Below are 19,395 nucleotides of genomic sequence, written 5' to 3'. Positions count from 1 at the left end.
ACTCTGCACCGCCGGTGACCGCCCGCATCCGACATCAGTGCGATCGGTGGACAACTTCCGATGCTCCGGACCTGTGGAAAGTCGACGCCTTCTGCTGGGAGCGGAGTGGGAGTATGGTGCAAGGCATGACATCACTTGCAGTGGTACTCATCGTTATCGGACTGATCGGGCTCTTCCTCGGACTGTTCGTCGAAGCCGTGAAGTGGATGCTGTGGATCGGCATCATCCTGCTGGTCATCGGCATCATCGCGGCCATCATGCGCTCGATCAGGCGCAACGCCTGATCCGTCCCGCACTGACCGGTCCCAGCCTGCCGTGACCCTGGCGCGGCTCGGGCACTGGGCGCGCGCGTCACACGTGCGGGCACAGCGCCGTCAGGGACCCGCGAAAGCGGCACTGTGACCGCACGCGTGCGCGCGGTCTGTCGCTCTAGACCTCGTCGGCGACCGGCGCGGCGAACTGTGCGTTGTAGAGGTTGAAGTACGCGCCCTCCGCCGCGAGCAGTTCCGCATGCGTTCCCTGCTCAACGATGCTCCCCGACTCCATCACCAGGATCAGGTCGGCGTCGCGGATCGTGGACAGCCGGTGCGCGATCACGAAACTGGTGCGGTCGGCGCGGAGCGCACTCATCGCCTTCTGCACCAGCACCTCGGTGCGGGTGTCGACCGAGCTGGTCGCCTCGTCGAGGATCAGCACACTCGGCCTCGCCAGGAACGCCCGGGCGATCGTCAGGAGCTGCTTCTCCCCCGCGCTGACGTTGCCGCCCTCGTCGTCGAGCACCGTGTCGTAGCCGTCGGGAAGCGAGTGCACGAACCGGTCAACGTAGGTGGCCTTGGCCGCTTCCAGGATCTCGGCCTCCGTGGCATCCGTTCGCCCGTATCCGATGTTGTCGCGGATGGTCCCGCCGAACAGCCAGGTGTCCTGCAGCACCATTCCCAGGCGCGAACGGAGGTCGTCGCGGGTCATCGTGGCGATGTCGACACCGTCGATGGTGATCCGGCCTGAATCGATCTCGTAGAAGCGCATCATCAGGTTGACCAGTGTGGTCTTGCCCGCGCCGGTCGGCCCGACGATCGCGATGGTCTGGCCCGGTTCTGCGACCAGGTCGAGGTGCTCGATCAGCGGATGGTCGGGGTTGTAGCGGAATGACACGTCATCGAACACCAGCCGCCCGCGCGTGGCGGCCGGGGTGCGCGCGGGGACCGGGTCAGGGCTCTGCTCGTCCGCGTCGAGCAGGTCGAACACCCGTTCAGCGGATGCCACACCTGACTGCAGCAGGTTCGCCATCGACCCGAGTTGGGCCAGTGGCTGGGTGAACTGCCGGGAGTACTGGATGAACGCCTGCACGTCGCCGAGCTGCATCGTTCCCGAGGCGACGAACAGCCCGCCGACGACCGCGATCGCCACATAGACCAGGTTGCCGATGAACGTCATCGCCGGCATGATCATGCCGCTGATGAATTGCGCGCCGAAGCTGGCCTTATAAAGCTCCTCATTCTTCTGCCGGAACCGCTCGTCCACCTCGCGCTGGCGGCCGAACACCTTGACCAGGGCGTGGCCGGTGAAGGTCTCCTCGATCTGGCCGTTCAGCGCGCCGGTGTGGGTCCACTGCGCGACGAACAGTTTCTGCGAGCGCTTTGCGATCAGCGCGGTGACCACGAGGGTCAGCGGCACGGTGACCAGGGCGATCAGCGCGAGCGGCGGTGAGATCAGGAACATCGCCCCGATCACCCCCACCACGGTCAGAAGCGACGTCACCGCCTGGCTCAGCGTCTGTTGCATGCTCTGCGAGATGTTGTCGACATCGTTGGTGACCCTGCTCAGCAGCTCGCCACGCTGCATCCGGTCGAAGTAGCGCAGCGGCAGCCGGTTGACCTTTGCTTCGATCTCCTCGCGCAACCGGAACACCGTGCGCTGCACGATGCCGTTCAGCAGCCAGGCCTGCCCCCAGCTGAAAACGGATGCCAGGATGTACAGCACCAGCACCCACATCAGCACATTGGTGAGCGCCGCGAAATCAATGCCATGGCCCGGGTGCAGGTCCATGCCGCTGAGCATGTCCGCCTGCTGGTTCTGCCCGTTGGCGCGCAACTGCGCGATGACGCCGGCCTTGGTGGCACCCGCCGGCAGCTGCTGGGAGACCACTCCGGAGAAGATGAGGTTGGTGCCGCGGCCGAGCAGGCTGGGACCGATCACGGAGAATGTGACGCTGATCACGGCCAGCAACAGCACGAGTGCCAGCCACATCCGCTCGGGGCGGAGTTTGCCCAGCAGGCGTTTCGCGCTCGGGCCGAAGTTCATCGATTTCTCGGCGGGCACGCCGATGCCGCCGAACGGGCCACCGCCCATCGGACCGCGTCGGATCGGCGGCCTGGCCGGTGCGGCCGCCGGTTCAGCGTGCTCTTCGTGTGAGTCGCTCATGCTGCTTCCTCCGGGGTGAGCTGGGACGACACGATCTCACGGTAGGTCTCGGAGGTCTCCAGCAATTCGTCATGGGTTCCCCGGCCGGCGATGCGGCCGTCCTCGAGCACCAGGATCTGGTCGGCGTCGATGATGGTCGACACCCGCTGCGCGACGATGATCATGGTGGCGCCGTCCACGTTGCGGGCGAGTGCCTGCCGCAGGCGGGCATCCGTTGCCGTGTCGAGCGCGGAGAATGAGTCGTCGAAGATGTAGAGTTCCGGCCGCTTGACCAGCGCACGGGCGATGGCCAGGCGCTGCCGTTGGCCGCCGGAGACGTTCGTGCCGCCCTGGGAGATCGGGGCGTCGAGCCCTCCCTCCATCTCCTCGACGAAGTCCCTGGCCTGGGCGATGGTGAGCGCCCGCCAGAGTTCATCCTCGGTGGCGTCGGGCTTTCCGTACTGCAGGTTGCTGCGCACGGTCCCTGAGAAGAGGTACGGTTTCTGCGGTACCAGTCCGATGTGGCCCCACAGCAGGTCGGGGTGAAGCTCCTTCACGTTCACGCCGTCGACGAGGACCGAACCGCTGGTGGCGTCGAACAATCGCGGCAACAGGTTGACCAGCGTTGTCTTGCCGGCCCCGGTGCTGCCGACGATGGCGGTGGTCTGTCCGGAGCGGGCGATGAAGCTGATGTTGCTGAGCACGGCCTGCTCCGCGCCGGGGTAGGCGAAGCCGACGTCGAGCAGCTCGATCTCGCCCCGGTGGCTGGTCTCTGTGACGGGGTTGAGAGGCGGATGCACGCTGGAGTCGGTGGCCAGGACCTCGCCGATGCGGTCTGCGCAGACCGCCGCGCGCGGGATCATCACCGCCATGAATGTGGCCATCATCACGGACATCAGGATCTGCATCAGGTAGCTGAGGAAGGCGATCAGGGTGCCGACCTGCATCGAACCGTTCTCCACGCGGAACGACCCGAACCAGATCACCGCGACACTGGACACGTTCAACACCAGCATCACCACGGGGAACATCAGCGCCATCAATCGGCCGGCCCGCAGCGCGACATCCGTCACGTCGGCGTTGGCACCGTGGAACCGCTCGGTCTCCACACCTTCGCGGACGAAGGCACGCACCACGCGGATGCCGGTGAGCTGCTCCCGGAGGACCCGGTTGACGGTGTCGATGCGCTTTTGCATCTTCTGGAACAGCGGGACCATCCGCACGACGATCAGGCCGACGGCGACGAGCAGCACCGGCACACTCACGGCGATCAACCATGACAACTCGAGGTCCTGTCGCATGGCCATGATGATGCCGCCGATGCAGAGGATCGGTGCGGACACCATCAGCGTCGACGTCATCAACACCAGCATCTGGACCTGCTGCACGTCGTTCGTGGAGCGGGTGATCAGAGACGCAGCCCCGAACCGGGTCACCTCCTGTTCGGAGAATTCCCCGACCCGGCCGAACACCGCGCCGCGCAGGTCGCGGCCTACCCTCATCGCCGCCTTCGCCCCGAAGTACACCGCGATGATCGCGCAGACGATCTGGGCCAGCGTGATCCCGAGCATCATGGCGCCGGTCGACATGATGTAGCCGGTGTCCCCCTTGGCGACGCCCTCATCGATGATGTCGGCGTTCAGCGTGGGCAGGTAGAGCGACGCGATCGACTGCGCCAACTGGAATACGACCACCGCCAGCAACAGCGGCCAGTGTGGACGCAGGTAACGCACGAGCAATTTCCACAGCACGAAATTCTCAATTCCCTAGACGGCGGTTGCGGCGGAGGTGGCCGCGGCGAGTTCGGGGGCCGGATGGCCGGCGATCCCGTAGAGGACGAACCGGGTGAGTTCGTCGGTGGTGAACGGGGTGGCCTCGGTGAACATCGGAATCGAGGTCGAGAAGGCGATCAAACGAATCAACGGGGCGACACGCTCTGCGGGCCAATTCAGTCGGTCGAGGTCGGGTGCGAGCGCCTGCGCCACGATCCCCGCGTATTCGGAGTGCGTCGGCGGTGTGGGCCGGACTGGACGCTCTCCGTGCCCCATCACGCTCATCATCCGGACGATGCCCCCGAACCGGGCCTGGAGCAGCTCGATCACGATGCGAATCTTGTCCTCGAGCGGCAGGGCTGGGTCGATCCTGGCCAGGCTGGCGCGCAGCGGCGCCGGGTCGAAGTGTCGCTCGATGGCCGCGCGCACCAGGGTTTCCTTGTCGCCGAACGCACGGAAGATGGTGCCCTCCGCGATGCCGGCGGCATCGGCGATCTGTTTCGTGGTCACGGCGTGCCCGCGCTCCATCAGGAGGGGGATCACCGCGTCGATGATCATGTCCTGACGGTCCTCGACCGGCAGCGGCTTGGCGCGGCTGAACTTCTGGATCACGCAGGCGAATCTAGCTGAGTGAGCGCTCACTCACAAGGGTTCAGGCGAACAAATTCGAAATCCAGTCGACCTCGTCCGCTGACGGTGTCCAGGCCGTCGCGGCATCCGCGTTCGCGACGATCTGCTCCGGCCGGGTGGCGCCGGCGATCACGCTGGTGAGCCCGGGCTGCGCCAACAGCCAGGCGAACGTCGCGGCGAGCATCGTGACGCCGCGTTCGGCGCAGAACGCCTCGTACTGCTCGATCAGGTCCCACGGTGCGTCGTCGAGCAGGTTCTTCCGGATGCGCATGATCCGGCTGTCGGCCGGGCCGCCCTCCCGAGAGAACTTGCCGGTGAACAGGCCGTTGTAAAGCGGGAAAAAGGGAAGGAAGCCGAGCCCGTACGCATTGACCGCCGGCAGCACCTCGTCTTCGGCGTCGCGGGTGAGCAGGTTGTACTCGTTCTGCGCAGAAATGAACGAAGGGTGGCCGTGCAGCCGGGCGGTGAACTCGGCTTCGGCGACCTGCCAGCCGGCCAGGTTGGAGTGGCCGATGTAACGCACCTTGCCCTCGGTGATGAGGTCGTCGAGCGTGTCGAGGGTTTCCTCGATCGGCGTGTTCGGGTCGGGCCGGTGCAGCTGGTAGAGGTCGATCCAGTCCGTCTGCAGCCGGCGGAGTGACGCTTCAACGGCCAGCCGGATGTACCGGCGGGAGCCTCGCGCGTTCCAATCCGGGCCGTTCAGTCCGCCCATGTCCATGCCGAACTTGGTCGCGAGCACGATCTGGTCGCGTTTGCCCTTCAGCGCGTGGCCCATGAGCGTCTCACTCAGCCCGCGCTCGTTCCCGTAGATGTCCGCCGTGTCGAACAGCGTCACGCCGGCTTCGATCGCCGCGTCGACCACGGCAGTGGTGCCGTCCTGGCCCTCTGATGCGGTACCGGCCCGGCCGAAGTTGTTACAGCCGAGCCCGATCGAGGAAACGATCAGGCCGGAATTGCCGAGTCTGCGGTAGTCGATCTGAGCCATGCCACCAGACTATCCGCACAGCCCCGCGCGCCTATGCTCGGAGGGTGGCGAACTGGACGGAACTGGCTGACGGGGTATTCCATCGCCGATACGAGCCGCTCGATGTTTCCGTCTGCCTGGTCAGCGGGGCGGACGGCCTGTTGCTGGTGGACACCCGCGGCAATCCGCGCGAAGCGGAGCAGATCATCACCGATGCCGCGGAGGTGACGAACCTCAGCATCCGCTGGGTCGTCAACACGCATGCGCATTACGACCACACGTTCGGCAACCAGCGGTTCCGGACCCAGGCCGAGATCTACGGCCACGCGCGCATTCCCGCGCACTTCAGCGCGTACGAACAACCGAGGCTCGACGCGTGGACCGCTGACCCGGCCGTCGAGCCGCAGCACGACTGGGACGGCGTGCTGCCGACGCCTCCCACGCATCTCGTCTCCGCGCCGACACGGCTCGACCTGGGTGGCCGCGAGGTCCGCCTCCTCCCGCTCCAGCCCGGGCACACCGACACCGACCTGGTCGTCGAGGTGCCGGACGCAGACGTCTGGATCGTCGGCGACGTGGTGGAGGAGTCAGGCCCGCCGATGTACGGATCCGGCAGTTTCCCGCTCGAATGGCCGGGTGTCCTCGACCGGCTGGCGAACCTTCTCGGCGCCGGGTCCATCGTCGTCCCCGGGCACGGCCGGCCGGTCGACCGTGATTTCGTCGGACGGCAGGCGGAAACCCTCCACCGGGTGGCCGAGGCCATCACGACGTCGTTTGAACGCTCCGAACCGCTCGGCACCGTCGTCACCCGCCTGGTCGCTGAAACAGGACTGCCGGAATGGAACATCGAGGCAGCCGTGCGCCGCGGCCATGCACTCTTGAATGGGCGTGGTCAGGGATAGTCCTCCACAGGCGACCGTTCCGGGAAGTTATGCACCGATGTCCGAATTCCGCGAGAGCGTGCCTGATGCCGCGGCTACAGTCGAAGCATGACCAGCACAGCCCTCGACCTGATTCACCTGTCCAGCCCCATCGGAATGCTGGAACTCACTGCCGACGCGGAGAACATCCTGTCCCTCACCATCGCGCGCAACGGCCACACACCGCTGGAAGACGAACCGGACCGGCCTTCTCCCCTCCTCGAGCGGGCGGCGCAGCAGCTTGACGAGTATTTTGCCGGCACCCGCACCAGCTTCGACCTCCCGGTGCGCTTCGTCTCCGGAACAGTGTTCCAGCGCAGCGTCTGGAACCGCCTCGCGGCCCTCGGGTTCGGCGAGTACATCTCCTACGGCGAGCTCGGCGTGGAAGTCGGCAAGCCCGGTTCGGCCCGGGCGATCGGCGGCGCGGTCGGCGCCAATCCGATTCCGATCATCATCGGCTGCCACCGGGTGCTGGCCTCGAACGGCCGAATCACCGGCTACAGCGGCGGCGACGGCATCACCACCAAGGTCTGGCTGCTCGCGCACGAGAAGATCGCCCACGCGGCCTGAATTCATTCAAGCCTGAGCATGTTCGAGCCCGGGTTCATTCAAGCCTGGGTTCATTCAAGCTTGAATTGATTCGAGTGTGCTCAGACAAGGCTGGGCGTCAGTTGCGCTTGGCCGCGACGACTTCCTCAACCACCAGCTCGAGTTCGCCCGCCGCCCCGGGGTGCAACCGGAACCCGGAACTGTTCGCCCAGTCGCAGAGCGCGGCGACGCTGGTGAAATCCTCACCGTGCAGAACCAGCGCGCGGGTGAACTCACCCTTGGACTTCTTGTTGAAATGGTTGAGCGCGCGCCGCTGGCCGTCGCCGGCCTCTGCGACGACACGGAGGAAGGCCGTGTGCGGTCCGGCGGAAACGGGGCCGAGCGCCACATACGCCTCCGAGCGGAGATCGAGCACGACTCCCCCGGCCGACGCGAGCGCCGCCCGGATCACCTCCGCCCAGTGCCCTTTCAGCGGGATGCCAGGCAGCCGCGAGTCGTGCGACAACCGGTACGCCGGGATCGGGTCACCCGCCGACAGCAGCCCGAACAGCGCGGAGTGCACCAGCACGTGCTCTGCGGCGAAATCACGCGCGGCACCATCCAGCGTCGCCGCGTCCAGCGCGTCGTACAACACACCGGTATAGCGGTCCATCGCCGGCATTGTCGCCGAACTGGCGAGTGCCCGGTTGCGGGCGACCTCGTCCAGCTGCGTGCGGCCCAGCTTGAGCGCGGAGACGGTGGCGGAATGATCGCGGGACAGCGTGCGGAGCGCACGCACCAGCATCCGCCGCTTCGGATTCAACGTCGGGTATGCGAGCGCGCTGTACTCAAGCGGCCCGCCTGTTCCGCCGTCTCGCTTCGTCTCAGACGGCGGAAGCAGTACGAGCACTAAACGAGTTCAGCCTTGCGCGCCACGATCGTGACGGTGTCGTTCTCCACGGAGAGGAAGCCGTCTGCCGCCTCGGCGGCGATCTTCTCGCCGCCGACCAGCGTGACCCGCACCTCACCGCTGGCGAGTACGGCGAGCATCGGCTCGTGGCCCGCCAGGATGCCGATCTCGCCCTCGACGGTGCGCGCGATGACCATCGTCGCCTCGCCGGACCACACCTCGTGGTCCGCCGAGACAACGCTGACGTTGAGCGGCGCCGCCATGGTTAGCCGTTCTCCTTCTGGATCTGAGCCCACTTCTCTTCCACGTCGCCGATGCCGCCGACGTTGAAGAAGGCCTGCTCTGCGACGTGGTCGTACTCGCCCTTGGCGATCGCGTCGAACGAGGCGATCGTCTCCTTGAGCGGCACGGTGGAACCCTCGACGCCGGTGAACTTCTTGGCCATGTAGGTGTTCTGGGACAGGAACTGCTCAATGCGACGGGCGCGCGACACAGTGACCTTGTCTTCTTCGGAGAGCTCGTCGACACCGAGGATGGCGATGATCTCCTGCAGTTCCTTGTTCTTCTGGAGGATCTGCTTGACCGTGGTGGCCACCCGGTAGTGGTCCTCGCCTAAGTAGCGGGGGTCCATGATGCGGCTGGTCGACGTCAGCGGGTCGATCGCCGGGTAGAGGCCCTTCGAGGCGATAGCGCGGCTGAGCTCGGTGGTCGCGTCGAGGTGGGCGAACGTGGTCGCCGGTGCCGGGTCGGTGTAGTCGTCAGCAGGCACGTAGATGGCCTGCAGCGACGTGATCGAGTGGCCGCGCGTGGAGGTGATGCGCTCCTGGAGCACACCCATCTCGTCGGCGAGGTTCGGCTGGTAACCCACGGCGGACGGCATCCGGCCGAGCAGGGTGGAAACCTCGGACCCGGCCTGCGTGAAGCGGAAGATGTTGTCGATGAACAACAGCACGTCCTGCTTCTGCACGTCGCGGAAGTACTCCGCCATGGTCAGGGCCGACAGGGCGACGCGGAGACGGGTTCCCGGCGGCTCGTCCATCTGGCCGAAGACCAGGGCGGTCTTGTCGAAGACGCCTGCTTCTTCCATTTCGTGGATGAGGTCGTTGCCCTCACGGGTGCGCTCACCGACGCCGGCGAACACTGACACACCACCGTGGTCCTGAGCGACGCGCTGGATCATTTCCTGGATCAGCACGGTCTTGCCGACACCGGCGCCGCCGAACAGGCCGATCTTGCCGCCGAGCACGTACGGGGTCAGCAGGTCGATCGACTTGATGCCGGTCTCGAACATCTGGGTCTTCGACTCAAGCTGGTCGAAGGGCGGGGGCTGGCGGTGGATCGGCCAGCGCTCGGTGATCTCGATCTGCTCGCCGGGCTCGGCGTTGAGCACCTCGCCGATGACGTTGAAGACCTTGCCCTTGGTGACGTCGCCGACCGGAACCGTGATCGGGGCTCCGGTGTCCTGCACGTCCTGGCCGCGGACCAGTCCGTCGGTCGGGTTCAGTGCGATGGCGCGAACCAGGTCGTCGCCGAGGTGCAGCGCCACTTCGAGCGTGATGACCCGGGAGTCGTCACCGATCGTGATGGTGGTCTTCAACGCGTTGTAGATACCCGGGATGGAGTCGTGCGGAAACTCGATGTCGACGACGGGGCCGGTGACGCGGGCGATTCGCCCGGTCGCGCCTGCCTTCGCCTGGACTGGCGCGGTTGCGGTGTCAGTCATTGCTCTCTCTTCTCTGATTAGTTCTTGGCGGATGAGAGCGCGTCGGCTCCACCCACGATCTCGGAAATCTGCTGAGTGATCTCGGACTGGCGGGCGTTGTTGGCCAGCCGCGTGTAGTCGGTGATCAGCTTGTCCGCGTTGTCGCTCGCCGACTTCATGGCCTTCTGGCGGCTGGCGTGCTCCGACGCTGCCGACTGCAGCATGGCGTTGAACAGTCGGCTCTCGATGTAAACCGGGAGCAGCCCGTCCAGGACGGTCTCGACATCCGGTTCGAATTCGTACAGCGGCAGGACCACGTTGTTGTCCGGCTCCTCGACGCCTTCAACGACCTCGAGGGGAAGCAGGCGAACAACCTCAGGAACCTGGGTGACCATGCTCACGAAACGGTTGTAGACGATGTGGATCTCGTCGACCCCACCGTCGTCCGCGTCGCGGAGGAAGGACTCGAGCAGCGCATCGCCGATCTCCTTGGCGGTCTCGAACATCGGCTGGTCGGTGCCGCCGGTCCAGACCCGCTCTGACGGTCGACGGCGGAAGCTGAAGTACGCCACCGCCTTGCGTCCCACCAGGAAATAGACGACGTCCTTGCCCTGGCCGCGCAGCAGCTCGCTCAGTTCCTCGGCCTCGCGAAGCACCTGGGAACTGAACGCACCGGCCAGTCCGCGGTCGGAGGCGAAGATCACGACCGCAGCGCGCTCGATCTTCTCGGGTTCCGTCGTCAGAACGTGGTTGACATTCGAGTAGGTGGCCACCGCCGACACAGCGCGCGTGATCGCCCGCGAGTACGGGGTGGATGCTGCGACCCGCGCCTGCGCCTTTTGAATGCGCGACGCGGAGATCAGCTCCATGGCCCGAGTGATCTTCTTGGTCGTCTGGGCAGATTTGATCTTCTGCCGGTAGACCCGAAGTTGCGCTCCCATGTCTTACTTCCTGTTCAGTGATTGGACGGTTGCTGGCACGAGGCTAGCGCCGCTGCTTCACAATCTTTTCCTGGTTGACGTCTTCGGCCGCAATGGCGTCGAACTGTTCCTTGCCGACCGAAGCGAGGGGCTTACCCTCACCGGTCTGGAACTCCAGTTTGAACTTGTCGACCTCGGTGCCCAACGTCGCAACGGTCTCGTCGCTCAACACGTTCGTCTCACGCAGGGTGGTGAGCACGCTGGTGTTGCGGGCGAGGTGGTCGAGGAGTTCGCGCTCGAAACGCAGCACGTCCTCGACCGGGACCTCGTCGAGTTTTCCGTTGGTTCCGGCCCAGATCGAGACGACCTGGTCCTCGATCGGGTACGGCGAGTACTGCGGCTGCTTGAGCAGCTCGGTGAGGCGGGCGCCGCGAGCGAGCTGACGGCGGCTCGCCGCGTCGAGGTCGGAGGCGAACATCGCGAAGGCCTCGAGTGAGCGGTACTGGGCCAGCTCGAGCTTGAGCGTGCCGGAGACCTTCTTGATCGACTTGACCTGGGCGTCTCCACCCACCCGGGAGACCGAGATGCCGACGTCGACAGCGGGACGCTGGTTGGCGTTGAACAGGTCGGACTGCAGGAAGATCTGGCCGTCGGTGATCGAGATCACGTTGGTCGGAATGTACGCGGAGACATCGTTCGCCTTGGTCTCGATGATCGGCAGGCCGGTCATCGAGCCGGCACCCAGTTCGTCGGAGAGCTTCGCGCAACGCTCGAGCAGGCGGGAGTGCAGGTAGAACACGTCACCGGGGTAGGCCTCGCGTCCCGGCGGGCGGCGCAGCAGCAGCGACACGGCCCGGTATGCCTCGGCCTGCTTGGACAGGTCATCGAAGATGATCAGGACGTGCTTGCCGGCGTACATCCAGTGCTGGCCGATGGCCGAGCCGGTGTACGGGGCGAGGTACTTGAAGCCGGCCGGGTCGGAGGCCGGCGCGGCGACGATGGTGGTGTACTCCATCGCTCCGGCGTCTTCCAGCGCGCCCTTGATGCCGGCGATGGTCGAGCCCTTCTGACCGATCGCAACATAGATACAGCGCACCTGCTTGTTGGCGTCGCCGGACTCCCAGTTGGCCTTCTGGTTGATGATGGTGTCGATCGCAATGGCCGTCTTGCCGGTCTGGCGGTCGCCGATGATGAGCTGGCGCTGGCCGCGGCCGATCGGGATCATGGCGTCGATGGCCTTGATACCGGTCTGCATCGGCTCGTGCACGGACTTGCGCTGCATGACGCCGGGGGCCTGCAGTTCGAGGGCGCGAAGGCCTTCGGACGCGATCTCGCCGAGACCGTCCATCGGGGCGCCCAGCGGGTCAACGACACGACCGAGGAACGCGTCGCCGACGGGGACGGAGAGAACTTCTCCGGTGCGGTGCACCTCCATGCCTTCGACGATGCCGTTGAACTCGCCGAGCACGATGACACCGATCTCGTCTTCGTCGAGGTTCTGGGCCAGGCCCAGCGTGCCGTCGGAGAATTTGATGAGCTCGTTCGCCATCACACCGGGGAGTCCCTCGACGTGTGCGATTCCGTCGCCGGCCGTGGTGACGTAGCCGACCTCGGTGGTCGACGCCTTGTCGGGTTCGTACGACTTGACGAAGTCCTTGAGAGCATCGCGGATCTCATCCGGGCTGATCGTTAGTTCTGCCATCATCTTCCCTTTTCTGCACGGGGTGTACAGGTTCTGTCTTTCAAGAAACGCTGCCGTTTCGAGGTTTTGTGGTTTCTGACTGACCGTAGGTCAGCCAGCAAGCTGGATTCTCAAGTCATTGAGACGGGTGGCGACGGTGCCATCGATGACGTCATCGCCGATCTGGATCCGAAGGCCGCCGACGAGTGCCCGGTCGATGACCAGGTTCACCGTGAGCTCACGGCCGTACCGCCGTGCCAATTCCGTCTTCAGACGAGTCAGTTGTTCTGCCGCGATCGGTGTCGCGCTGCTGACCGTGGCGATTGCCGTTCCGGCCTGGTCCGCGACAACGGATGCCGCGTGGCTGAGTAGTTCACCGATCCGGCGGCCGCGAGGCTGCAGGACCAGGTGCCGAACGATCGCGAGGGTCTGCGCCGAGGCCTTTCCGGTCAACAAGGCATCGACGAGGCTCGCCTTGGCCCCCGCGGCGCCGAGCTTGCTCGCCAGCGCGAGTTCGAGTTCCGAGTCGGACGACACCGTCGTGCCGACCGCGAACAGCTCGGCCTCGATGGAACCGGGCGCGGGCGAGGACGCGGCGACGGCTCGAATGCCGAGGTCTTCGATTCCGGCGAGCAGGTCGCCGTGGCCGGACCAACGCTCCGCAGCGATGGCCTGCAAGAGCTCGAGTGCCCGCGGGGTCACACCGGAGGAGAACACGCCGCCGATGAGTGCGACCTTCGCCGCGGCATCCGCTGAGGGGTCGGCCAGCGCAGCGAGCAGCTGCGGGGAGCTGCCGACGACCCGCCCGGCCTCGAGAAGGCTTTCACCCGTCGCCAGGTCGGCCGTGCCGCCCTGGGCGGACAGGACCGCACGTGAGACGGCGAGGGCTTCTCTGGTGGCGCTTCCCATTGCTAGTTCTTTCCGGCGGTCGGTGTTGCGTTCTCGGAAGCCTCGAGGTCGGCCAGGAACCGGTCGACCAGGCGAGCGGCCTTCGCGTCGTCGGTCAGGCTCTCGCCGATGACTCCGGACGCGAGGTCGATGGCCAGGCTGCCGACCTCTGAGCGCAACGACACGACGGCCGCCTGGCGCTCGGCCTCGATCTGGGTCTGCGCGTTCGCGGTGATGCGGGCGGCCTCAGCGGATGCCTGCTCCTTGAACTCGGCGAGGATCTTCGCACCGTCGGTGCGAGCCTGCTCCCGGATCGTTCCGGCTTCGACGCGCGCCTCGGCGAGCTGGGCCGTGTACTGCTCGAGAGCAGCCTCGGCCTTGCGCTGGGCGTCGTCCGCCTTGGCAATGTTTCCTTCGATGGCCTCAGCGCGGTCGTCGAGGAGCTTCTGCATTTTCGGAAGAATAATCTTCCAGAAGAAGAACAGAATGACGACGAAGCACACCGCCGACCAGACGATGTCGTAAAGCTCGGGGAGGAGCGGGTTGGGCTGCGCCTCCCCGGCGGCAGCTGCAATCACTGCGTGAAGCATCATGCCTCCTGACTAGACGTAGAAAAGAGGGATTAGGAGGTGAAGATGAAGTACGTGGCGATACCGATGAAGGCGAGCGCCTCGGTGAATGCGATACCGATGTACATGAGAACCTGCAGGCGGCCGGCCAGTTCAGGCTGGCGAGCCACGCCCTCGATCGTCTTGCCGACGACGATGCCCACGCCGATGGCCGGGCCGATTGCTGCGAGGCCGTAACCGACGGTCGCGATGTTTCCCGAGATTGCCGCGAGAACGGTTGTTGCGTCCACGTGTATTTCCTTCCGTGATGAGCGAATTCGGCGGATGCCGGATTCGTTGTTTAGTGTTCCTCAGCCACTGCGAGCTGGATGTACACAGCCGTGAGCAGGGCAAAGATGTAGGCCTGCAGGACCGCGATCAGCAGTTCGAACAGGGTGAAGGCGAAACCGAACACCAGGGTTCCGGCACCGAAGAGCTTGAAGGCGCCGTCGGCGGAGAAGAAGAAGAACTGGGTGGCGGAGAAGAACAGCACCAGGAGCAGGTGGCCGACGATCATGTTCATCATGAGCCGGAGGGTGAGCGTGATTGGGCGCACGATGAAGGTCGAGATGAACTCGATCGGCGTGACGATGATGTACAGCGCCGGCGGCACACCGGGCGGGAAGAGCGCATTCCGGAAGAAGTTGCCCGGGTTCTTCTTGATGCCGGCGTAGATGAACACGACGTAGGCGACCACGGCGAGCAACAGCGGAACGCCGATGACCGAGGTGCCGGCGATGTTGAAGAAGGGGATCACGCCGGTGAGGTTCATGAACAGCACCAGGAAGAACATGGTGGTGATCAGCGGCAGGAACCGCTTTCCGTCTTTCTTGCCGAGGATGTCTTCGGCAATGTTGACGCGGGCGAAGTCCAGGCCCATTTCGACCAGGCTCTGCATGCGGGTCGGAACGACCTTCATGCGACGAGTGCCGATCCAGAAGATGATCATCAGCACGATCATCGAGATAACCCGGATGATCATGATGCGGTTCATCTCGAACGGCGTACCGCCGAACAAGACGATGTCGGGGAAGAATTCATTGATGGTGGGACCATGGAAGCCACCGTCGTCGTTTGCGGACGGGACCAGCAGGTTCACAGCGTTCTCTAGCAGCGCTATCTCCTGTTTCGGGGCGGTGAGCCGAGCTCTCCGGGCGACGAGTGAATGGCAGGTTTACGACGCGAACGTAGCGGGTGTAAACCGGGGGGAATCTCTACATACTGTAGCAATAAACCCAAGCGCTCACCGAATCGACGGCGAGTACGGCCGGTGGGACCGGTCGCTCACTGGTCCCGCGGGGCCTCGGGCAGGGTGACGTCGCTGACATAAGCGACCCGGCTCTTCATCACCACGACAACGTCGACAACGAGCGAGCCCACGACCCCGGCAATGATGCTGAGGAAGAGGACGACCGGGGCGACCCAGGGCTGGTCCTTCAGCACCACGACCAGCACCAGGAATACGATGAATTTCAGCAACCATCCGCCCATCACGATCCCGAAGAAGGCGCCGATGGCGGATTCGCGGCCCGCGAACCGGTTGGCGAACAGGATGCTGCCGGCCGTGATCCCCATGAACACGACCGACATCGCCGTGCCGACCAGCGCGCTCACAACGCCCGCGCCTCCGGCGAAGATGCCGCCGAGGATGGCGCCGACCACCGCGATCGCCAGGGCCAGGATGCTTCCATAGGCCAGGATCTGCCGGAAGACCGGCACCGAGGTGGGTTCAGGGGCCGGCGACGGGGTTGGTGTGGGGACGGGTGACACGGGGGTCATGGTTTCTCCTCAGTCGTCGCCGGAGCGGTGGCTATGGGCGCGGCCGTAGTGGCGGTGGTAGTGGTCTCGCGCAGGCTGTGCTGGGCTGCCTGGGCTGTCTGGGCTGCCTGGTCGAGCGGGTCGAGGAAAGCGGTCTCCTCGGCATTTGGGGTGTCGTCCGGGGAGAGCTGGCTGGCCGCCTCGACGGCCTTTCGACGGCTGAGCGGCGCGAGGGTGACGACCGTGCAGATCAGCAGGGCCACGACCAGGAAGATGGTGGCGTACCAGGTGGGCAGCTGGAAATAGACCGGCAGTACGAAGTACAGCAGGCAGCCGACGGACGCCGCCGCCGTCCAGCCGTAGAAGATCAACACGGCGTGCAGGTGGGAGTGTCCCATGTCCAGCAGCCGGTGGTGGAGGTGCTTCCGGTCGGCGCTGAACGGGGACTTCCCCGCGCGCACTCGCCGGAACACCGCCAGGCCGAAGTCGAGCAGGGGGATGATCAGGATCGCCACCGGCAGCAGGATGGGGATGAATGCGGGGAACAGCTGGGACCGGTTGACGGCGGCCGGGTCGACCTGGCCGGTGATCGCGATCGCCGACGTCGCCATCAGCAGGCCGACCAGCAGTGCGCCGGCGTCTCCCATGAACATCTTCGCCGGATGCCAGTTGATCGGGAGGAAGCCGATACACGCGCCGACCAGGATCGCCGCGATCAGGGACGCCAGGTTGAAGTAGTTGGTGGGCGAGGTGTCCCGCACCAACAGGTAGCTGTAGAGGAAGAAGACGCCGTTGGCGATCAAGGCCACCCCGGCGACGAGCCCGTCGAGCCCGTCGATGAAGTTGATCATGTTCATCACCACGACGATCGCGACGACCGAGATGACGATCGACATCCAGCCGGAGCCGACAGTGAGCCCACCGATCGGGAGGGAGTAAACCTGCACGCCCCCCTGCCAGGCGATCAGGCCGGCGGCGATGAACTGCCCGGCCAGCTTGGTCATCCAGTCCAGGTCCCAGATGTCGTCGGCGACGCCCAGCAGGACGATGAGCAACGCCGCGCCGAGGATCGACAGGATCTGCTGCGGATTCGCGAAGATCAGGCGGAGCGGGGCGAACTGCGCCGCGATCAGGTAGGACACCCCGACCGCGGCCAGGATGCCGATGAACATAGCGATCCCGCCCAGGCGCGGAGTCGGCCGGGTGTGCACGTCGCGTTCCCTGATCTTGGGATAGAGGCGATAGCGGTGGCTGAGTTTCAGCACCACGATCGACAGTGCGAACGTGACGACGGCTGAGACGAGCGCGAGCAGTATGAAGAGGGTCATTGTCAGCCGGTTGCGGCCCGGTCGTCGCCGGTGGCGGCATCCGTTGGCGCGTCGTCGTCGGTGTCGACGGATGCACCGGATGCGACCGGTGTGACGCGCGCCGGGGCGAGCGCGTCACCGATCACGGCCTCGATGGCTCCGCGCGTGATCACGCCGTTCCGCACGATCCGCAGGGTGCCGTTGGAGTCGAAGCCGGTCGCGTCGATGATGGTGGACGAGGTGTCCCCTGCACGGTCGCCGACCGGCTCGTAGCCGAGGCCCGCGACTCCCCCGTCGAGGTACACGGAGATGCTGGTGCCGAGCATCTCTTCGGCGCCGATTGCGTCGATGGCGGCCGGGAGCCCGGTGCGGTTGGCCGACGAGACCGCCAGCGGACCGGTCTCGGCCAGCAGGTCGAGCGCAACGGTGTTGCTCGGCATGCGGAGCGCCACGGTGCCCCTGGTTTCACCCAGGTCCCACGCCAGCGAGGGCTGGGCCTCCAGGATCACGGTCAGGCCGCCGGGCCAGAACGCGGCAACGAGGTCTCGGACCGGCTGCGGGATGTTCTGCGCCAGCGCATCGAGGGTCGGGATGCCCGGGATGAGCACCGGAGGGGGCGACTGCCGACCCCGCCCCTTGGCGTCCAGCAGCTTCTGCACGGCTTCGGGATTGAACGCGTCTGCCGCGACACCGTAGACGGTGTCGGTGGGGATGACGACGAGCGCACCTCGGGCGATCGCCGAGCGTGCCAACCTCAAGCCGGCCGTGTATTCAGATTCGACCGTGCAGTCGTAGATGCGTCCCATTGGGACCGATTCTAGTCCAGCACGTTGGGGGGATACTGGGGAGCATGGGCACGGACGTGTACTTCTTCGACTGCGACAAGACCCTCTATGCCTACGATTTTCGGAAGCGGCTTCCCGCGCTGGCGCGTCTCACCGGTTCCAGCCAGTACCACCTGGCTGCGACCTGGTGGGTCGGCGGCTTCGAGACCGCGGCGGACGAGGGTGAGTTCCGCTCCAGCGACGAGTACCTGGACGCCTGGCGCGAGGTCACCGGCACGACGCTGACGCTGGAGCAGTGGCAGCAGGCCAGGGCCGCGGCGATGGCTCCGATCCCGGGTGCGATCGCCGCGCTCCGCCGGGCGTCGACCCTCGGCACGGTGTCGCTGCTGTCCAACAACCCGGTGCCGTTCCGGGACTCGCTTCCGGTGCTGGCGCCCGAGGTGTCCGACATCCTGCAGGGCAACGACCTCACCTCCGCGGTGCTCGGTGCCGAGAAGCCCGAGCGTCGCATCTACACCCGGGCCCTGGGCGTCTATGGCGTCGCGCCGGAGAACGCGATCCTGTTCGACGACAGTGCGGCCAATGTTGATGGCGCACGGGCCGCCGGGATGCACGCGTGGCAGTTCCGGGAGATCGACGGCGGCTATGACGTGGATGGGCTGAACGCGGCGATCGACGCGTTCGCGAACCGGGCGCGCTGAGTCGCGCGCGTCAGGGACGGATCGCGGTGGTCGCGCGGTCCCGGGTGGTGTAATCGCGGTGGGTGGCGGTCGCCCGCCAGCCGTCGGCGTCCAGCAGCGCCCGGATCTCACCGCCCTGGAGCTCGCCGTGCTCGATCACCAGGGTGCCGCCGGGCCGGAGCAGCCGGAGCGCCGTCCGCGAGACGTGCCGCACCACGTCGAGGCCGTCCGGCCCGCCGTAGAGCGCGTGGGCCGGGTCGAAGAGGCGCACCTCCGGGTCGCGCGGGATCGCATCCGCTGGAATGTACGGCGGGTTGGAGATCACCACGTCGACGCGGCCGTCGAGCTCGGCCAGGGCGTCGGCCAGGTCGCCGAAGACCAGCGTGGCGTTCGGCGCGGCGACTTCGTCGAAGTTGCGAGTGGTCCAGGGGAAGGCATCAGCCGAGTTCTCCACCGCCCAGACCCGGGCGTGCGGCACCTCGGTGGCCATGGCCAGGGCGATCGCGCCGCTCCCGGTTCCGAGGTCGACGCCGATCGGCGCGTCTGCCGGCATCTCGCGGAGGGCGTCGATCGCGAATTGGGCGACCTGCTCGGTCTCGGGACGCGGCACGAACACGCCAGGGCCGACCTGGAGGTTGAGCGAGCGGAACGGGGCGCGTCCGGTGATGTGCTGCAGGGGCTCACGCGCCACCCGGCGCGCGGCAAGGGCGAGTACGGAAGCGGCATCCGCTGCGGTGATGGCGGCGCCCACGATACCGGCAGCCTGCACCTGGCCCCGGCTCTGTCCGACCACGTGGCCGATCAACAGGTCGGCGTCGACCTCGGGGTCACCGATGCCGGCGCGGGACAGCTGCCCGACCACCAGCTCGCGCAGCGCGGTGACGGTTGCGGGCATGGCTGGCGCGGATGGATCTGTTCCGGATGGCTCGGCAGGGGTTTGGC

The 19,395-nt window shown here is 66.1% G+C and carries 21 protein-coding genes; 4 read left to right on the top strand and 17 right to left on the bottom strand.

What is annotated here, in order from left to right; genetic code table 11:
- Nucleotides 1–125: 125 nt before the first annotated feature.
- Nucleotides 126–284 carry a hypothetical protein gene (locus tag AB4Y94_RS00715; protein WP_441723772.1) on the top strand — a complete coding sequence of 53 codons (159 nt, stop codon included), beginning with the start codon at nt 126–128 and terminating at the stop codon, nt 282–284.
- Between the two features lie 145 nt (nt 285–429).
- Here AB4Y94_RS00715 and AB4Y94_RS00710 read toward each other — a convergent pair whose 3' ends face one another.
- Genes AB4Y94_RS00710 through AB4Y94_RS00695 form a run of 4 tightly spaced genes read right to left on the bottom strand, consistent with a single transcriptional unit; the run spans nt 430 to nt 5,787 of the window.
- Complete coding sequence (locus AB4Y94_RS00710) at nt 430–2,421, bottom strand: ABC transporter ATP-binding protein (protein ID WP_441723770.1); 1,992 nt, start codon at nt 2,419–2,421, stop codon at nt 430–432.
- Nucleotides 2,418–4,151, bottom strand: coding sequence for an ABC transporter ATP-binding protein (locus AB4Y94_RS00705; protein ID WP_441723768.1), 1,734 nt, complete (start codon nt 4,149–4,151; stop codon nt 2,418–2,420). Before AB4Y94_RS00705 ends, AB4Y94_RS00710 begins: the two co-directional genes overlap by 4 nt.
- Before the next feature lie 15 nt (nt 4,152–4,166).
- Entirely contained in the window at nt 4,167–4,784 is a 618-nt protein-coding gene (locus tag AB4Y94_RS00700) for a TetR/AcrR family transcriptional regulator (protein ID WP_441723767.1), read from the bottom strand.
- 40 nt (nt 4,785–4,824) lie between these two features.
- Nucleotides 4,825–5,787 carry an aldo/keto reductase gene (locus AB4Y94_RS00695; RefSeq protein ID WP_441723765.1) on the bottom strand — a complete coding sequence of 321 codons (963 nt, stop codon included), beginning with the start codon at nt 5,785–5,787 and terminating at the stop codon, nt 4,825–4,827.
- A gap of 44 nt (nt 5,788–5,831) precedes the next feature.
- Between AB4Y94_RS00695 and AB4Y94_RS00690 the strand changes: the two genes are divergently transcribed.
- The gene (locus AB4Y94_RS00690; RefSeq protein ID WP_441723763.1) at nt 5,832–6,668 is read left to right on the top strand and encodes an MBL fold metallo-hydrolase; all 837 of its coding nucleotides are present in this window, start codon (nt 5,832–5,834) and stop codon (nt 6,666–6,668) included.
- Between the two features lie 87 nt (nt 6,669–6,755).
- A complete protein-coding gene (locus AB4Y94_RS00685; RefSeq protein WP_441723761.1) occupies nt 6,756–7,256 on the top strand; it encodes a methylated-DNA--[protein]-cysteine S-methyltransferase in 501 nt (166 codons plus the stop codon).
- A gap of 97 nt (nt 7,257–7,353) precedes the next feature.
- Here the strand turns inward: AB4Y94_RS00685 and AB4Y94_RS00680 are convergent, their stop codons facing one another.
- The 12 genes from AB4Y94_RS00680 to AB4Y94_RS00625 form a co-directional block, all read right to left on the bottom strand.
- On the bottom strand, nt 7,354–8,124 hold the full coding sequence (locus AB4Y94_RS00680) for a YaaA family protein (RefSeq protein ID WP_441723759.1): 771 nt from the start codon (nt 8,122–8,124) through the stop codon (nt 7,354–7,356).
- Entirely contained in the window at nt 8,124–8,387 is a 264-nt protein-coding gene (locus AB4Y94_RS00675; protein ID WP_441723758.1) for a F0F1 ATP synthase subunit epsilon, read from the bottom strand. The genes AB4Y94_RS00680 and AB4Y94_RS00675 overlap by 1 nt, the downstream gene beginning before the upstream one ends.
- A gap of 2 nt (nt 8,388–8,389) precedes the next feature.
- On the bottom strand, nt 8,390–9,847 hold the full coding sequence (gene atpD, locus AB4Y94_RS00670; RefSeq protein ID WP_441723757.1) for a F0F1 ATP synthase subunit beta: 1,458 nt from the start codon (nt 9,845–9,847) through the stop codon (nt 8,390–8,392).
- A gap of 17 nt (nt 9,848–9,864) precedes the next feature.
- Nucleotides 9,865–10,767 carry a F0F1 ATP synthase subunit gamma gene (locus tag AB4Y94_RS00665; RefSeq protein ID WP_441723756.1) on the bottom strand — a complete coding sequence of 301 codons (903 nt, stop codon included), beginning with the start codon at nt 10,765–10,767 and terminating at the stop codon, nt 9,865–9,867.
- Nucleotides 10,768–10,810: 43 nt separating this feature from the next.
- On the bottom strand, nt 10,811–12,448 hold the full coding sequence (gene atpA, locus AB4Y94_RS00660) for a F0F1 ATP synthase subunit alpha (RefSeq protein WP_441724081.1): 1,638 nt from the start codon (nt 12,446–12,448) through the stop codon (nt 10,811–10,813).
- 90 nt (nt 12,449–12,538) lie between these two features.
- Nucleotides 12,539–13,336, bottom strand: coding sequence for a F0F1 ATP synthase subunit delta (locus AB4Y94_RS00655; protein WP_441723754.1), 798 nt, complete (start codon nt 13,334–13,336; stop codon nt 12,539–12,541).
- 2 nt (nt 13,337–13,338) lie between these two features.
- Nucleotides 13,339–13,905: a F0F1 ATP synthase subunit B gene (locus AB4Y94_RS00650; RefSeq protein WP_441724079.1), complete on the bottom strand. Its 567-nt coding sequence runs from the start codon at nt 13,903–13,905 to the stop codon at nt 13,339–13,341.
- A 32-nt stretch (nt 13,906–13,937) separates the two neighbouring features.
- Nucleotides 13,938–14,174: an ATP synthase F0 subunit C gene (gene atpE / locus AB4Y94_RS00645; RefSeq protein WP_441723752.1), complete on the bottom strand. Its 237-nt coding sequence runs from the start codon at nt 14,172–14,174 to the stop codon at nt 13,938–13,940.
- 50 nt (nt 14,175–14,224) lie between these two features.
- Nucleotides 14,225–15,022 carry a F0F1 ATP synthase subunit A gene (gene atpB, locus AB4Y94_RS00640; protein WP_441723750.1) on the bottom strand — a complete coding sequence of 266 codons (798 nt, stop codon included), beginning with the start codon at nt 15,020–15,022 and terminating at the stop codon, nt 14,225–14,227.
- Nucleotides 15,023–15,207: 185 nt separating this feature from the next.
- Nucleotides 15,208–15,702 carry a hypothetical protein gene (locus AB4Y94_RS00635; protein WP_441723748.1) on the bottom strand — a complete coding sequence of 165 codons (495 nt, stop codon included), beginning with the start codon at nt 15,700–15,702 and terminating at the stop codon, nt 15,208–15,210.
- On the bottom strand, nt 15,699–17,009 hold the full coding sequence (locus AB4Y94_RS00630) for an MraY family glycosyltransferase (RefSeq protein WP_441723746.1): 1,311 nt from the start codon (nt 17,007–17,009) through the stop codon (nt 15,699–15,701). The genes AB4Y94_RS00635 and AB4Y94_RS00630 overlap by 4 nt, the downstream gene beginning before the upstream one ends.
- 2 nt (nt 17,010–17,011) lie before the next feature.
- Entirely contained in the window at nt 17,012–17,794 is a 783-nt protein-coding gene (locus AB4Y94_RS00625; RefSeq protein WP_441723744.1) for an L-threonylcarbamoyladenylate synthase, read from the bottom strand.
- Between the two features lie 44 nt (nt 17,795–17,838).
- On the opposite strand from AB4Y94_RS00625, the gene AB4Y94_RS00620 reads away from it, so the two are divergent.
- Nucleotides 17,839–18,474, top strand: coding sequence for an HAD-IA family hydrolase (locus AB4Y94_RS00620; protein ID WP_441723742.1), 636 nt, complete (start codon nt 17,839–17,841; stop codon nt 18,472–18,474).
- A gap of 10 nt (nt 18,475–18,484) precedes the next feature.
- On the opposite strand, the gene prmC is transcribed toward AB4Y94_RS00620, so the two are convergent.
- On the bottom strand, nt 18,485–19,348 hold the full coding sequence (prmC, locus tag AB4Y94_RS00615) for a peptide chain release factor N(5)-glutamine methyltransferase (protein ID WP_441724077.1): 864 nt from the start codon (nt 19,346–19,348) through the stop codon (nt 18,485–18,487).
- Between the last annotated feature and the right edge of the window lie 47 nt (nt 19,349–19,395).

This window comes from Glaciibacter sp. 2TAF33 (genome assembly GCF_052114945.1).
In the GTDB taxonomy this organism is placed as follows: Bacteria; Actinomycetota; Actinomycetes; order Actinomycetales; family Microbacteriaceae; genus Cryobacterium.
The sequence above is the reverse complement of the archived record's forward strand: the minus strand, read 5'-3'. Positions and strand labels throughout refer to the sequence as shown.